This window comes from Mastigocoleus sp. MO_188.B34 (assembly GCF_030065675.1).
GTDB lineage: Bacteria > Cyanobacteriota > Cyanobacteriia > Cyanobacteriales > Nostocaceae > Mastigocoleus.
The window spans coordinates 89,648-105,103 of record NZ_JASJDK010000006.1 but is presented as its reverse complement, the minus strand read 5'-3'; the positions used below and the strand labels follow the sequence as shown (position 1 = coordinate 105,103).

Genomic DNA, 15,456 nt, shown 5'->3' with positions numbered 1-15,456 from the left:
ATTATTTAAAAACTAGTTTTTAAATAATTAGTATTTTCGCATTCATTAATGGATATTGGTTGATAAAACTGAAGAAAATAAAATTGCGAGGTATTTACTAAATTACCTCATTTTTTATCAAAAAAAACACATTTTACTTAGGTAAAGATATCTTTATTTCAAGAATATAGTATTCCCAAATAAGTTATTTAATGTTTTAATTTTACACTTATAAAACTTATAGATGGAAATATAAAAAAGTCTTAAAAATTCAAATTCAGTTATTTCTCTTGACGATATTACAGGGGATAGTAACAATGTCATTTCAAGAGATAAAAAAATGTAAAGTTATTGTGAATTTTTGAAAATGAAGCGTAGTAGACTTGCAATAAATATATAAACTTTAACTTATAGATTAATCAAGTGTTCCCCAAAATCATCGATATTCCTAATCTGTCATGCAGAGTCACAAAAGAAAATGAATCAAAAACAAGTGGAAGAGGTGCTAAAAGCAATTATTGCCGGAAAGTATTCATGGGCTTGTGTATTGATGCTTCGTTACAATGGTTACGAGCCGGTAGACTACATACCATATCGGACTTACATTCGACTACTTAAGGAAAACTACCAATTGGAACGGCAAAAATCAAATTATGCCAGAACTGGAACCTAAAATTCATTTGGTAGAATGTCAAAGGTTGAGAGGTAACACTAAATCATTATTCCATGTAGCACTCAAAGCTAAGTACTAAGGGGATAAAATGTTTTATTTCACTAACTAGGAATATAAATTGTCCTTCTCAAACTGTTTGAGTCTGAAAAATATTCAATTAAGGTGGTATATAGAAGCAGAACAAAGTTGAGCATGCTTCTAGTATTTTTGTTTTAGTTTGCGCTTTAGTTGGACAAATTGCTTTAGTTTGATAAACTCATTCCGATCCTAAAGTTATGACTTTTTCGGAAAGCTAATTGCATCATTTTTTGGATTAATTAGGATTTTGTAGAAAATTATACTATCTTAATTAATTTCATCGAAATTAAATTATTTAACTGTTTGCGGACAAAATGTCCGCTTTTTATTAGTTTGAACTGTAATAAATATTTTGCCTCGCAAATAATATCACTTAAAAATTTAAATTACAAGCTTTTTATCTTGAAAAATATAATTAATTGCAAACTGTGAATGGAGCTAACAAATTTTAATGTATAAATTTATGTTTTTAAAGGATGATGAATCGCTTTTTAGCCTTAGGTCGCACATCAAGGTGGTGGATATAAATCCTGGAATAGAGCAAAAGCTTAGATTGAGTAAAAGTATTTCTTTCCCAGTTGGAATTTTGGTTTTTCTTGTTTTTCTTCCTACTCCTGTAAAAGCAAGTTTCACCACTGAAGGATTTCCTAGAGTGATTTCGGAAACTTTACCTTCGTTCTCCTCCATCCCTGAGACACTAAAGCAACCAGTCAGTACGCCGATACCAAGCAGTGAGAATGATGGTCAGCTACCTGTTCCTATTCCGACACCAACAACTTCACCTTCTATTCCCCAAACACCAGAAAATATTCCTGAGATTCCGCAAGAGTCTCCAGACTTATCTCTACCAGAAGATATTCAACCATCTCAGCCTACGTCAGATATTCATGATGACATCCCGCGCCCAGTTCCCTCTAACAATCCACCTGCAAAAATTCTGGAAAAGTCTTCTAGTAGTGGTAATCTCTTGGAGGTTAGTGCTGCTAGTAACTCATTGAATCTTTTTGCTCGAGCAATTGAGACAGCAGGATTAACGGATACCCTGATTGAGGATTTCTTCACCATATTCGCGCCCACCAATGATGCTTTCAATCAGTCTTTACCAGCAGGTGCAATGGATTTTTTACTTAAGTCAGAAAACAAGTATTTGTTACATAAGTTGTTACGATATCATATAGTTAAAGGCGAACTTGCCGCAAAAGAGTTGACAACAGGTAAATTAAACACACTTGGTGGAAGTGTTGCGATTCGTGTTACTCCAGAAAGAATTATATTGAATGATAGTAGTATTACCCATGCAGATATTCCAGCTACAAATGGAGTAATTCACTCAATCAATCGCGTTTTGATACCTCGAAATTTGAGGAATACAATAATCGTTAAAATGTCCGAGGGCTCCAAAAATCAACGGCGTTGAAGGTTTAGTACAAGAATTTGTAATTCAAGGCTTAGGACTTCAAAACTTAGGACTTCAAAACTTAGGATTTCAAAACTTGGGAATTAAAAACTTAGAACTTCAAAATTTAGCAATTCAAAAAACTTAAAACCAATAAAATATACATTTTTGATTGTATATTTTATTTGTAATGTTAAGATTAGATGATATTTTAAGTGTTGAAAAATACAAGTCGGTTTGAATGTCAGAATATAATATAGGCAAGTAAACGCTAATTTGTGTGCCTTGCAACATTTAGTATTTCCGAGAAACTTTGGAAATAGAAAGAATTTGGGAAATAAATATGAACGCTATATTGGTTGCTGTTTTTGGGGTATTAGCGGTTATTTTAGGTTTTAGTAAGCCAGTGCTTGCGGATTCTACGCGAGAAGCTAATACTAGTTCTGGTAGATATACCTTATCTGGAGATTCTTTAACCGGAATCGATACTGTAACTGCAGAGGAAGATTTCACAAAATTCTTTAGCAACGAACAAAGACCGAGAAAAGATTTATCCAACTTAAATCAGTCTTTGTCTTCACGTGAAGAAGATGTTAGCTTGGAACCGGCAGAAAAATTTATCATCGGAAATGATGGATTAAATGTCCAATTTAATGATGGGGTAAAGGTACTATTCGATTTAGGTGAATAGGAGTGGGTAAATTAATTATCTTTATCGACATTCGGATTTTGCAGATTAAATATACTTGAAGAGTTTCTGGGTTCCTAACAGGGAATTAATTAGAGGCAATAGCAAGTATATTTTTTTGCGAGTATTTATGCTTAATATCTATTTACAATCTAGTATTAAATTTATTTTTTATTTTGCTGATTGTTCGAAATATTTTTGAGTAATTTGCTTCGTAGCATTAGGTCAAAACTACCATTAGGTCAAAACTACTTGCCAATCCCATCTCTTAATTCCTAATTTCCAATCTGGAATATTCAACAAAATAGTTTTGCCGCAGACCATCTTAGATAACCTGCGGCAAAATTTAAAACATGCTAAAAACGGGATGAAAAAAAATGTTTTTAGCTAAAATAATCAAAATGACAGAAATCAAAATGATAAAAAAAGAATTAACTATTAAGTTTCAAAACACCAGCTTCATGCTGGATAGGTAAAACATCTAAAGTGTCCATATCAGAACAATATTTTAAATCATCGTAACCTTCCATGCGTAATAAACGTTTGCCATGACTAGCATGGTGGAACAGTTCGAGTAAGTTATCTTGCCATTGGCAATAAAGAGCGATCGCACTAATAAGCTCGTCGTTTCCAGCGACTTCGTCGGCTGTAATTTTGCTTTTTTGAATCACACCATGAGCGATAGCGCCAGCACAAACAGTATCTTCCAAAGAAAAACTACCTTCCCAACCAGAACCAACCAACCAAACAGTTTCTGGTTGTTTGTCTAAAAGATATTGGACTACGGTAGCACGATTAACCATAGCTGCAGCTAATACAACTTTGGCTTTTTCGATTCTTTGCAAGGCGCGGGTACCGTTAGTGGTACTAATAAATATCCGCTTTCCCTCGACACGCTCTGGCGTACATTCCAAAGGAGAATTGCCCAAATCAAAACCTGGAAGCTTTGCACCTCCACGTTCCCCAATCAGCAAACGCTTTTCCTTTTCCCAAGCCGAGCTTTCTTTTTTTAGTAAATCGATATCGCTGAATACCTGAACTGCTTCGCCACCTGCAGCTAATGCTGTAGCCATCGTGGTTGTTGCACGCAATACATCAACTGCGATCGCACACTCTGGCAATGAATCTACAGGAGTCAATTCGGGAGTATGATAAACAAATAGCTTCACAACTTGGATAAACCTGAAACAGAAGTAGCTGTGTCACATTCTACCGATTTGATGTCACAAAACAGAACAGTTGGTGTCTAATAGTTAACAGTTCAGTTAAAAGTTCAAATTAAATAAGTGATTTTTGCAATGTTAAGTAAACTAAGCGTGGGTCAACAGTTACCTGCTTATAAGTACTCGCCAGCAAGGATTTACAAATAATTTGTAATCGTATAATAGACTTGAATTATATATTGTCTTATTAGCTCTATTATGAGTCAGATATTAGAAATACTGATTTATTTGAGCGCTTTGCTCGATATTTAAATATTTCTCAAGTCAATCTGAATTAGTAATTCTTAATTCATTAATCCTAACTCACTAACTTTAATTCCAATCCGTTTACACACCTTAAAACTAAAATCGATATGGCACCTTTACCTGAATATCGCCCCAAACAACTATCTTTAGGACCGCTAGAAGCAGAAATTTTAAATATTGTTTGGGAACTAGGTTCTGTTACAGTCAAAGACGTGCATGATCGAATTCTGGCAGATCCGAACCGCGAATTGGCTTACACGTCAGTAACTACAGTGCTGCGTCGTCTGACTGATAAAGGTTGGTTGGCTTGCGACAAGCAGGGAAGAGCTTATTATTGGCAATCATTGCTGACAAAGAAACAAGCTCAAGTTATAAAAGCCCACGAGCAGTTACAACAATTCCTCGCAGTAGGTAACCCTGATGTAATTGCTGCTTTTGCAGATAGTTTAGATGAATCAGCTTCTGAAAAAATACAAGCCATTGCTCAACGTATAAAAGCTGCAAGGAAAGCCAGGGAGGAAGAATAATGCATCTACTGATGATTTCGGTCGCTGTTATTTGTGCTTGGAAGATTCGACAATCCTACAAGCACATTGAAGGTGATTGGTACGAAGCTTGGCAAAAAACTTTGTTTTTATTCCTTTTCCCTCCTTTACTGATTTTTATGACCGTATTTGCCTTAGTCTGCATGGGTCCTGAAGGCAAAATGGGGGGAATACAAACGGGTTGGTTGGGTTATGTCTTAGCTTTACATGCCCTTGTGTTTTTTGCTTATTTGTGTATTAAGTTGGGATGGCAAGGATGGCAATCCGTCCAGTCCGCCCGTAATAATCGTTTAATTAATTTAGCGGGTAAAAAAGCTAGATTACTTGAGGTAGATGCATTATTTGCGGGTCAAATAGGTTTTTGGAAGCCAGAATTAGTTGTCAGTGAAGGATTAATCCAAAGTCTTTCTCCTGAACAATTAGATACGGTTTTAGCCCATGAAGAAGGACATTACTATCACCGGGATACATTTTGGTTTTTTTGGTTGGGTTGGGTTCGTACTTGCACTGATTGGTTACCAAATACTGAAGCTTTGTGGCAAGAATTACTAATTTTGCGAGAACTCCGCGCCGACGCCCGTGCAGCATTGCGGGTAGACCCTCTATTACTAGCAGAATCATTGTTGTTAGTAGTTAGCAGTCAACCTATTTCCACTGATATTTGCTGTGCTGCCCTCGATTCTACCGGTACGGATCGCTTGGAGCAAAGAATAGAAGCCCTTTTAAAACCACCAGAAAACTACTCACAATTTAAGGAAATTTCTTGGGATAGATTTGTTTTAGCTTTCTTACCTCTTATTAGCATCTTATTTCACACGTAATATTTTGTTTATTACCCATTACCAATTACCAATTACCCATTACCCATTAATATATTTTTATTTTGCACCTTTAGCCGTTAACATGAGATGATCTTATTAAGACAATAAGTTAATAAGAATAATGTTTAGTAGTATCCAAGCTGATTCTCCAGAGAATCAGTGGCGTTATCAGTTGGATAGATTTGTAAAAAATCATCAACAAGAATTGGCGGCGTTAACTTGGGGTTTATGGTTGGAAAATGGTAATAGCAAGGGTACGATTGGAGTTGATTTACAACCAAAACCCCACTTTGTTTATTGTCCGCAAGCAGCTGTAGAAAATTTAAACGATCGGGTTGACAATAAACTTCAGGAAGTGTTGGGAATTATTGAGCACTATAATCCTGAAATGGAAGTTTTGATGATTGGTATTGCCAAGGATCAAATAAAGCTGATTTATTTTGAACCAGAAATAGCGCCACCCGTTTGTTTTAAAGAACTTGGCAAAAATATAAATTTATTATTAGAAAACTTAGAACGAAAAATGGCTGAGCAATTGAAGTTTGATTTTGGATAGTTCGATTTTTGATAATTCGATTTTTGATAATTCGATTTTGAATCAAACTACTAAAAATTGCTAAATAGCAAAACTTTGTTAACGCTCTTAATATTTGTATGATTTTGTTCAGATGGTTTTGTCTAGACTTTTTTGCAGGAATTCTGTAAATAGCTTGATTTTAATGGATAGATGGCGATTTAGGGGGTATACAACATATAAACAAAGTTCTGGCGGGTGATAGTCGGATAAAATTACTTGCAGTTTTTTTTGCTGCAATTCTTGTTTGACAATAAATTTCGGCAATAACGCTATTCCCAGACCTTTAACAGCTGCATCTCTGAGAACTTCTCCATTATTAGAACACAGAGAACCATTTACAGTAACAGTATGTTCCCCATCATTACCAATCAGTTTCCATTGATTTCCGGTTGCTAAATACCCATAGTGCAAACAAGAGCGATCGCGAAGTTCTTTCGGATAACCGAGATTTCCATATTTTTCTATATATTCCGGAGATGCGCATAAAACTCTTTCAACAGTTGCGATCGCCTGGGAAACTAAACTTGCTGATTCTTTAAATTCGCTGATTCTGATTGTGATATCAAAACCTTCAGCAATTGGATCGATAAAGCGATCATCTAAGGTTAACTGAACCTGCAATTCTGGATGTAAAGTAATAAAATCTGCCACCAGAGGAGCTAAATGCGAGATACCAAAAGACATCGGTGCATTAATTTTCAATGTTCCCTTAGGTTCCTCTTGCATTTGAGAAACTGCTAACTCGGCTGATTCTAATTCAGCAAGAATATTGATGCAGCGTTCGTAGAAAGCAAGTCCTGTAGTGGTAGGGTTAACCTGACGAGTACTGCGTTGAAGTAATTGAACTCCCAATTCGTTTTCTAGATTAATTACAAGTTTATTTACTGTGGAACGCGATACACCCATTTCCCGTGCTGCTGCTGCAAAACCTCCCGATACAACTACTTGAGTGAATGCTCGAATACTTTCAAATTTATCCATAGGGCTCGAAAAATAAACAGTTGCGATTAAAACCTTTAATGCAGTTTCAGAAATATAGCGGTTTTCATTTGAATAAAATACATTTTACGTTCCCATCCTGTAGAGACGCGACATGTCGCGTCTCTACAAGGTGTAATGTACTCAACCGGAAACCGCTATATATGACTTAGAAATATATAACTCAATAAATATATGATTGTAGAAAGATTAGAGACAATATGTCTTATTTTTAGTATATTGTCTTTTATATAAAAACAATAGATAATATAAATAATAAAAAATTATTCCTCACCAACAAAAGTGTTACTGAAATTCAAAGGAGGGGAAATATGATTACTATTCGTCCAGCAAGTGAAAGAGGTAAAGCCAACTTTGGTTGGCTCGATAGCAAGCATAGCTTTTCTTTTGGTAATTATTACGACCCAAATCATATGGGTTTTGGTTCTTTGCGAGTAATCAACGAAGATAAAGTTACACCAGGAAAAGGTTTTGGGACTCATCCCCACCGCGACATGGAAATTATTTCCTATGTTTTAGAAGGAAGCCTCGAACATAAGGATAGTATTGGTAATGGTTCTGTAATTCGTCCGGGTGATGTTCAACGGATGTCTGCAGGAACAGGTATTTTACACAGTGAGTTTAACGCCTCTAAAACTGACCCAGTTCATTTTCTCCAAATTTGGATTTTACCCGATACACAAGGGCTCAAACCCAGTTACGAACAGAAAAACTTTTCCGTTAGTGAAAAACAAGGCAAACTGAGGTTAGTTGGTTCTCGTGAAGGACGAGATAACTCGGTGAAGATTCATCAAAATCTGGATCTTTATGTTACTTCTCTCCAAAATAGTGAAGAAGTGAGTCATACCATTGACAATAGTCATTTAGTATGGGTTCAAGTAGCAAGAGGAGCTATATTGGTCAATGGACAGAATCTCTACGCCGGTGACGGTGCAGCGATTTCCCAAGAAACTGAAATTACGCTAACAAGTACTGCTGATAATGCAGAAGTACTGTTGTTTGATATGGTTAATTAAGTTAGTTGGCTGTTGTTTGACAGTTGAAGATTGAAAAATGTAGAGACGTAATATGCAATCTGATATATTGCGTCTCTGCAAAATATATTGGATTGTTTTATGACTTTGAAAAATAATCTCTTTTCTCGCGTTAATTTAGGTTCTTATACTTTATCAAATCGTATGGTAATGGCACCCATGACTCGCTTGCGAGCCAATGGAAGCATTCCTACAGAATTAATGGGGACTTATTACGCTCAGAGAGCATCAGCAGGGCTGATTGTGACTGAGTGTACAATGGTTTCCCCCTTGAGTAATGGTTACATGAATTGTCCTGGAATTTACTCTCCCGAACAAATTGAAGGGTGGAGACTAGTAACCCAAGCTGTCCACGAACGCGGTGGAAAAATATTTTTGCAACTATGGCATAGTGGTAGAGTTGCTCATCCTTCCTTACTTAATGGTGAATTACCTGTTGCTCCTAGCACACTTGCTCCTCAGGGTCAACTTCATACCCCTATAGGTAAAGTAGATATAGAAGTACCACGCGCTTTAGAAACTGAAGAGATCCCTCCAATTGTCGAACAGTTTCGCCAAGGTGCGAAAAATGCGATGACAGCGGGTTTTGATGGGATTGAATTACATGGAGCATTCGGTTATCTAATCGATCAGTTTCTCCAAGATGGTTCTAACCAACGCACAGATAGATATGGTGGTTCAATTGAAAATCGCGCTCGCTTTTTATTAGAAGTAGTTGAAGCTGTTACCGAAGTTTGGGGTGGAGATCGCGTTGGGATTAAACTTTCTCCTAGTAATACTTTTTATGGGATGTATGATTCCGATCCAAAAGCTACTTTCAGTTATGTAATTAATGCTTTAAATAATTTTAATTTGGCTTATATCCATTTAATGGAACCCAATCAAATAGACTTAGCTAATCGCGATGTAATTAATCCTGTACTTCCAGTATTTCGATCTGTCTATAAAGGAAAAATTATTACTAATGGTGGTTATACAAAGGAAACAGGAAATCAAGTGCTTGCAGATGAAGCAGCAGAGTTAGTTTCCTATGGTAAATTATTTCTGGCAAACCCCGACCTACCACGACGTTTTGAATTAGGTGCAGAATTGAACGAACCAACTCCTAAAACATTTTATGGACGAGGTGATAAAGATGCAGAGAATGGATATATTGATTATCCTTTCCTTGATTCGTAATGGGTAATTGGTAATGGGTAATTACTATTTCCCATTATTTACTCCTTTGATTTCAATCGATTTAAAGATTGATTTAAAGATTAGTTATTCCTCGTTTCAGTGCAGCGTTGTTATGTCAGTTGCGATATCTCTCCTAAAGGTTGGTGTACCAATTTTAGACCAATACGGTTCAGATAAGCCTAAATTTCTTCGTAGAGACGCGACAGAGGCTAACGCCGACGCCGCAGGCTCTGTCGCGTCTCTACAGGGTTAATTGTTTTAAAAAAAAGTCCTAACTGAACTGTATTGGATTTTAGACTACTACCAAAATCTGAATCCGAGCAATTAACTGTAAAAAACAACTCTGTAAAAATCACTACAGCGGTGTCCTTTGAAATTCCTCATCGGGGTGTTGTGCAACAAGTTTGATAAAATTGATTTTTTCGTGTCCAAAGCAAGTCAAGACTTCTCTTCTACCGCGCCTAATGCTTTGAGTGTGGAAATTTCGGCATCTATTAAACCTTTAACACCTGTAATATTCATGTTTTCATAAGGGCGATCGCTTTTGAAAGTTTTGAGACATTTACCTGTTTTAACATCCCAAATTTTGATTGTTTCATCTAAGCTACCGCTAACCAACATAGAATAATCTCTAGCGATCGCTATTGACCATACTGTATTAGTATGACCTGCTAAAGTTTGTATACATTTGCCCGTAAAAGTATCCCATATCTTGATAATTGCGTCACTACCTGCGCTAGCTAAAATTTTACTGTCAGAACTAAGAGCAGCAGAAGTTAATTTACTATTATGTCCTTGAAAATCTCTAATAAATTTTTTACTAGGAATATCCCACAACCTTAGCAATTGCTCATTACTAGCAGTTACTAAAGTTCTACCATCATGACTAAATAATACAAAATTAACACTTTCACTAAAATCGTCAAAAGTTACAAGATATTCTCCCGTATGAATATCGTATAAATTTACTTTTCTATCGCGACCACCACTAGCAATAATTCTACTATCGCGGCTAAAATTTACTGACCATATCTTATCAGTATGTCCATAAAAAGTTTTCTCGCATTTTCCAGTTTCAATATTCCAAATCTTTACTGTTTGGTCATCGCTACCACTAGCAATACTCTTACCATCAGGGCTTACAGCAACTGAATAAACTTTACTCTCATGTCCAAGAAAAGTTTTGATGCACTTTCCATTTTTTACATCCCAAAACTTTACTGTGTTGTCTGCACTTCCGCTAATAATTTTTTTCCCGTCAGGAGTAATAGCTACTGACCAAACTACATCACTGTGGGATTGTAATATTTTTAAACATTCCCCTGTATGAACATTCCATATTTTCACTTTTTGGTCATCACCACAGCTAATTAAAGTTTCACCGTTAGGACTAATTGCGACTGAATATACTGGACTGATATGACCTTGTAAAACCTTTAAACATTCTTTAGTATTGATGTCCCATAATTTGATATTTTGGTTATGACTCGCACTAATTAAGGTATTGCTATCAGGGCTAATAGACAATGAATTCATAGCGCTTGTGTGTTCTTGTAATGTATGAAAACACTTACCTGAATCGACATGCCATAGCTTGATTGTTTTATCCCTACTACTGCTCGCTATAGTTTTACAATCAGGACTAATAGTTAATGAATGTACGCCACCAGTATGATCGTGAAGCGTTTGAAAGCATTCACCTGTATCTATATTCCATAACTTAATTTTTTGATCGCGACTGCAACTAGCGATTATTTTACTATCGGAACTAATATCTACTTTCCATATATGATCGGTATGCCCATATAAAGTTTGTAAGCATTTCCCAGTATTGATATTCCAGAGCTTTAGTGTTTTATCATCACTTGCACTTATGAACTTCTTTCCATCAGAACAAATAGCAATTGAGGTAACTGTCTTGGTATGTTCTTCTAAAGTTTTCAAGCATTCCCCATTACTGATATCCCATATTTTTATCGTATTATCGTTACTTCCACTGATAATTCTCGTATTATCTTGAGATATCTCTACTGAATAAACCCGCTGAGCAATATGACCTTGCAGTGTTTTAAGACATTTTCCAGTATGGACATCCCATATTTTGATGAGTCCGTCATCACCACCAGAAACTAAATTTATTCCATCCTTACTAAAGGTAAGGGTTCTAACCCAATCTTTATGACCGCTACAAAACACAATTTGTTGTTGATTAGAAAGTTCCCATATATGAATATCTCCGCTAACCTCTCCTGTCGCAAACAAATTTCCATCTGGGTTAAATGCTACTGACAACACACGACCCAGAACTTTATTAAAATTGGAACCACTTAGATTTGCTTGTGAAAAATTGACGCTTCGTAAACTTGCGTTACTAAAATCTCCCCCCTTAACCACAGTGCCTGAAAAATCTCTCCCCTCCAAAGCACCTTCATTAACTTTAACTGCCAGAGTCACGAAATTTCCACCAACATAACCAACCTCCGCCTCACTCTTACCCTTCGTACTTTCAATAACCTGCAACAACCTTTCACAACAACTCCCCCGATCAATCATCCCCACCAACAAATCCAAAACTGCTTTCGCTAATCGTGCTTTACCAACTGTCTCCCGCAATTTTTCTAACGGCTCACTTTTAAAACCCTGCAAAGGTGCTATTAAATGATTTTTCTTCCGCTTTTCTACCTGTAACTGACAATATTCAGACCAAGTATATTCCTGTGGCGCTGCATTTTTATCTATACATAACTCATATGGCTGCACTACTTCGAGAAAATCTTGTGCCAAAACTCCCAACTCCGCAGCAAACTTATACGCTACAAAAAACTCTAACAACGAACGATGTGCCGGAGTATAGTCACCATTTGCATTACGAATCAGCATTGTTTGCCCCATCATATCGTAATGCCAGTGATCCAAATTGTTTTGTTCTTGCACGATAGAACCAAATAAGCGCCGAATGCGATCGGGAAACAACTTATAATTCAGACTCATTTTGTCGGTGGAAAGCATTTCCCAAGCGATTTCGCACAGGAAATACATCTTATCTGCTAATGATGTAAACGTGCGTTCCGACTTAATATCCCGTTCCATCTTCCGTCGCACCGCGTACAAATAAACCCGCGACATATCCACAGGTTTACCCGCTTCAATATCTGGTAATGCTTCTAAAATTAAGTCACTCATCACCGGACGACGTGCTAGATCTAGAAGTTGGGGATTATTCATCACCTTGTCAACGGTGTCGCTATTCGCCACATTAGAAAATACCTGACGGATTTGTTCGTCGTTGAATTTTTCTAATTCCAATACTTCAAATTGCGGGGACTCAGCAGTTAAATTTGCAACTGAGGCGCGTAATTCAGCGTTTAATAAACTCCGTCCTTCCTTGGCTTCAGGGAAATGTTCCGTGCGACAGGTAAGTATAACTTTTGCACCGGGAACTACTACCTTTGCAAGTTCCCAGAAGTTATTAATCATTTGTTGTCTATCAACCCGCGCCGCCATCTCATCAAAACCGTCAAATATAAGCAACAGTTTCCCCATGCGGTTGAGTTGTTCAAAGACGGAAATATTTAAGCTGATTTCATGTTGGGAAAAGAAAAACCCTGCCATCACGTTTTCTACATCCAAGGCTTTGGCGTAGTCCCGTAATAAAATAACCAAGGGTAAACGGGGACGGGTTAAACCTTTTTGTTTCGCTTCCTGATATTTTTGTAAAGCAGTCCAAGCATAATGAAACGCCACCCAAGTTTTCCCGGTACCAAATTCTCCTAAAACAGAAAGATGTTCTTTAGCCGGATCGTCTAACCACAAATCGATATAACCATCGATCCAACCATCTTGCTCATCATAACGATTTACCCCCATCCTTTGTTTCGTTACCGGGTCGAATTCTTCCTTTGTACAAGCAAGGGGAACATACAATTGATCGATTTTGCGTTTCTTCACCTCATTTGACAACCAATTTATATAGTTGGTGAAGTCTGCGGTTTCATCGATTAGTTCATCGAGGGTATAGCAAAATAAATCTTCGTTTTCTCCTTTATTTACTTCATCTCGTGCTAAGCGACTGATACGACGTGCAGCAATTAACCAACCCTCATCAGTTTTTTGAGTTTCTACAGACTGACGCAAAGCCACCAAATCACTAATTTTTGCTTCTCCATCTATTCCCCGCACCAAGATTCGGTCAAAGCGTCGCCTACCCTGAATTTTAATGATTAATTCAAAATAACCGGTTTCCCAAACTTCATACTTCTCAAAACCATAACCAAGAGTTTTGAACCATCCCCGTAGTTGTTCGGCTAGATGCGCAGCTTTGCATTGGGGTTGCGTTGACGTTAGGTCATCTGTAGAGACGTAGCATGCTACGTCTCTACGGGGATTTTGGTTTGATGATACTAATAAACGTGATGATTGACTAGTTAATTTTGCAAGTTCTGTTTGAATTTCTTCCAGACTTCTTAATTGATGTAACTGTTGTTTGATTACTTTTAGTTCTTGTTGTAGCTCTGTTATATTACAGTCCCGTCTTACTTCTGCAGGGGTGCGAGTTAATTCAACAACCTTGATAAAAACAGCGCTAAACTCTGCTAATTCAATAATGACATCAATGTCCTCTTCTGCGATCGCCTCTTGTAAAATATTCCATTCATCCGGTTCCAGAACTTGCTCGATTTGTGCAATTACAATGGAAGGATTATCAGCATCAAAAGCTTGACGAAACGCTTTTTGCACTTCTTCTTGACGGAAAAGTTGTAAAATCGCCCGTGGTTTTCCTATCCCATACTCTACCAATGCGTAATTATAAACACCTGTAAATTCTGCTGGTGGATGGTCGGGGTCAAGATTAAATTGTTTTAGTAGTTTAATAACCCTTTCGTTACGTTTGAGTTCGTCCTTGGCAAGACCAGTTATAGCATCTATAAGGATTTCAAGCATTATACTGGTTGGGAAGGGATGATTTGAGTCCTTTCCTTATAGTAGCTATTTATTGGAATAATATACAGCTATTTATGTAACTAATATCAGTCAATTTACTTAAGATTATTTTCATTTTGATTGTTATCCACTGCGCCTAATGCTTTGAGCGAACTTTTTTCAACTTCTGTTAAGCCCTTAACACCAGTGATGTTCATGTGTTTTTTAATGAAGAATGGATAATAAATAAATATTAACTACTGATTCGAGCTTGATTCCAGTCAAAAATCAAAATCAGATGGAAACTTATAATTCCGACTGAAAATATAAATAAAGTTTCAAAATGACCCCCACTGGCAAGATCTAATTCTTTTTTATGAGTATTTCCACGGCGATAATGGGGCTGGAATTGGTGCAAATCATCAAACTGGATGACTGACTGCTTTAGTTGCAAAATTGATTCAACAAAGCGGAGAATATATGCAAAATCAAAAAATATTAGCGTAACAACTCGAACAAGGTAAAATCAGCTGCATTTATTATGAACCATTAAAGTTATAGTCATGTCGATAGTTGTTTCTGTGTTTTCTTTTGGGATTAATCCGATTCAGAGACTAGCCTTAGAAAAATCTTGGTATACTATTGCTACTGCGACGAAAAACACTCATTCAGGAAATATTGAAAATTTTAATAATTTTGCTGAAGGTATTTTACTGCAGACGGCATTTTTGCTCAAAATCGGTATTGAATGTATTGCTCTGTTGATTCTTGCTTGGGGAATTTTAAGAAGTATCCAGAAGATACCATCACTTCTCAAACATACTGATCGTCAAAAAGCTTTATTATCACTCCGTCTCAAATTAGGAATGTCTTTAGCTGTGTCTTTAGAGTTTCTGTTAGCAGCAGATATTGCAGCAACTGCTATATCACCTAGTTGGGATGCATTGGGAAAACTTGCAGCAATCTCAGGAATAAGAACTTTCCTCAATTTTTTCTTGCAAAAAGAAGTTCACGAATTAGAAGAAAAAAATTCAAAAACTTTAACTGAACAGTCACCAGTCACCAGTTAACAGTTTTAACCCGAATTTACTATTGTGT

General features: G+C 36.7%; 13 protein-coding genes. 10 read left to right on the top strand and 3 right to left on the bottom strand.

Annotated elements, in window-relative coordinates; translation table 11 throughout:
* The first annotated feature begins 421 nt into the window (after positions 1-421).
* From QNJ50_RS02710 to QNJ50_RS02700, 3 genes are all read left to right on the top strand, one after another.
* Positions 422-652, top strand: coding sequence for a HetP family heterocyst commitment protein (locus QNJ50_RS02710; protein WP_300631714.1), 231 nt, complete (start codon positions 422-424; stop codon positions 650-652).
* A gap of 595 nt (positions 653-1,247) precedes the next feature.
* A complete protein-coding gene (locus QNJ50_RS02705) occupies positions 1,248-2,147 on the top strand; it encodes a fasciclin domain-containing protein (protein ID WP_300631708.1) in 900 nt (299 codons plus the stop codon).
* Between the two features lie 322 nt (positions 2,148-2,469).
* Positions 2,470-2,817, top strand: coding sequence for a hypothetical protein (locus QNJ50_RS02700; RefSeq protein ID WP_300631707.1), 348 nt, complete (start codon positions 2,470-2,472; stop codon positions 2,815-2,817).
* A gap of 428 nt (positions 2,818-3,245) precedes the next feature.
* Here the strand turns inward: QNJ50_RS02700 and QNJ50_RS02695 are convergent, their stop codons facing one another.
* Entirely contained in the window at positions 3,246-3,983 is a 738-nt protein-coding gene (locus QNJ50_RS02695; RefSeq protein ID WP_300631706.1) for a 2-phosphosulfolactate phosphatase family protein, read from the bottom strand.
* Positions 3,984-4,390: 407 nt separating this feature from the next.
* Between QNJ50_RS02695 and QNJ50_RS02690 the strand changes: the two genes are divergently transcribed.
* The 3 genes from QNJ50_RS02690 to QNJ50_RS02680 all read left to right on the top strand — a co-directional run bounded on the left by QNJ50_RS02690 (position 4,391) and on the right by QNJ50_RS02680 (position 6,205).
* The gene (locus QNJ50_RS02690) at positions 4,391-4,810 is read left to right on the top strand and encodes a BlaI/MecI/CopY family transcriptional regulator (protein WP_300631704.1); all 420 of its coding nucleotides are present in this window, start codon (positions 4,391-4,393) and stop codon (positions 4,808-4,810) included.
* Positions 4,810-5,649 (top strand): M56 family metallopeptidase, encoded by an 840-nt coding sequence (locus QNJ50_RS02685; RefSeq protein ID WP_300631702.1) that lies wholly within the window; start codon positions 4,810-4,812, stop codon positions 5,647-5,649. The genes QNJ50_RS02690 and QNJ50_RS02685 overlap by 1 nt, the downstream gene beginning before the upstream one ends.
* 118 nt (positions 5,650-5,767) lie before the next feature.
* Positions 5,768-6,205: a hypothetical protein gene (locus QNJ50_RS02680; RefSeq protein WP_300631712.1), complete on the top strand. Its 438-nt coding sequence runs from the start codon at positions 5,768-5,770 to the stop codon at positions 6,203-6,205.
* 108 nt (positions 6,206-6,313) lie between these two features.
* Here the strand turns inward: QNJ50_RS02680 and QNJ50_RS02675 are convergent, their stop codons facing one another.
* Positions 6,314-7,207 carry a LysR family transcriptional regulator gene (locus QNJ50_RS02675; RefSeq protein WP_300631700.1) on the bottom strand — a complete coding sequence of 298 codons (894 nt, stop codon included), beginning with the start codon at positions 7,205-7,207 and terminating at the stop codon, positions 6,314-6,316.
* A 329-nt stretch (positions 7,208-7,536) separates the two neighbouring features.
* Here QNJ50_RS02675 and QNJ50_RS02670 point away from each other — a divergent pair, with 329 nt between their 5' ends.
* The 3 genes from QNJ50_RS02670 to QNJ50_RS02660 all read left to right on the top strand — a co-directional run bounded on the left by QNJ50_RS02670 (position 7,537) and on the right by QNJ50_RS02660 (position 9,691).
* Complete coding sequence (locus QNJ50_RS02670) at positions 7,537-8,241, top strand: pirin family protein (RefSeq protein WP_300631698.1); 705 nt, start codon at positions 7,537-7,539, stop codon at positions 8,239-8,241.
* A 99-nt stretch (positions 8,242-8,340) separates the two neighbouring features.
* On the top strand, positions 8,341-9,438 hold the full coding sequence (locus QNJ50_RS02665) for an alkene reductase (RefSeq protein ID WP_300631697.1): 1,098 nt from the start codon (positions 8,341-8,343) through the stop codon (positions 9,436-9,438).
* Between the two features lie 112 nt (positions 9,439-9,550).
* Positions 9,551-9,691 (top strand): hypothetical protein, encoded by a 141-nt coding sequence (locus QNJ50_RS02660; protein ID WP_300631696.1) that lies wholly within the window; start codon positions 9,551-9,553, stop codon positions 9,689-9,691.
* 185 nt (positions 9,692-9,876) lie between these two features.
* Here QNJ50_RS02660 and QNJ50_RS02655 read toward each other — a convergent pair whose 3' ends face one another.
* Positions 9,877-14,379 (bottom strand): NACHT domain-containing protein, encoded by a 4,503-nt coding sequence (locus QNJ50_RS02655; RefSeq protein WP_300631695.1) that lies wholly within the window; start codon positions 14,377-14,379, stop codon positions 9,877-9,879.
* A 542-nt stretch (positions 14,380-14,921) separates the two neighbouring features.
* Between QNJ50_RS02655 and QNJ50_RS02650 the strand changes: the two genes are divergently transcribed.
* Positions 14,922-15,428, top strand: a complete 507-nt coding sequence (locus tag QNJ50_RS02650) for a DUF1622 domain-containing protein (protein ID WP_300631694.1) — start codon at positions 14,922-14,924, stop codon at positions 15,426-15,428.
* Positions 15,429-15,456: the final 28 nt, after the last annotated feature.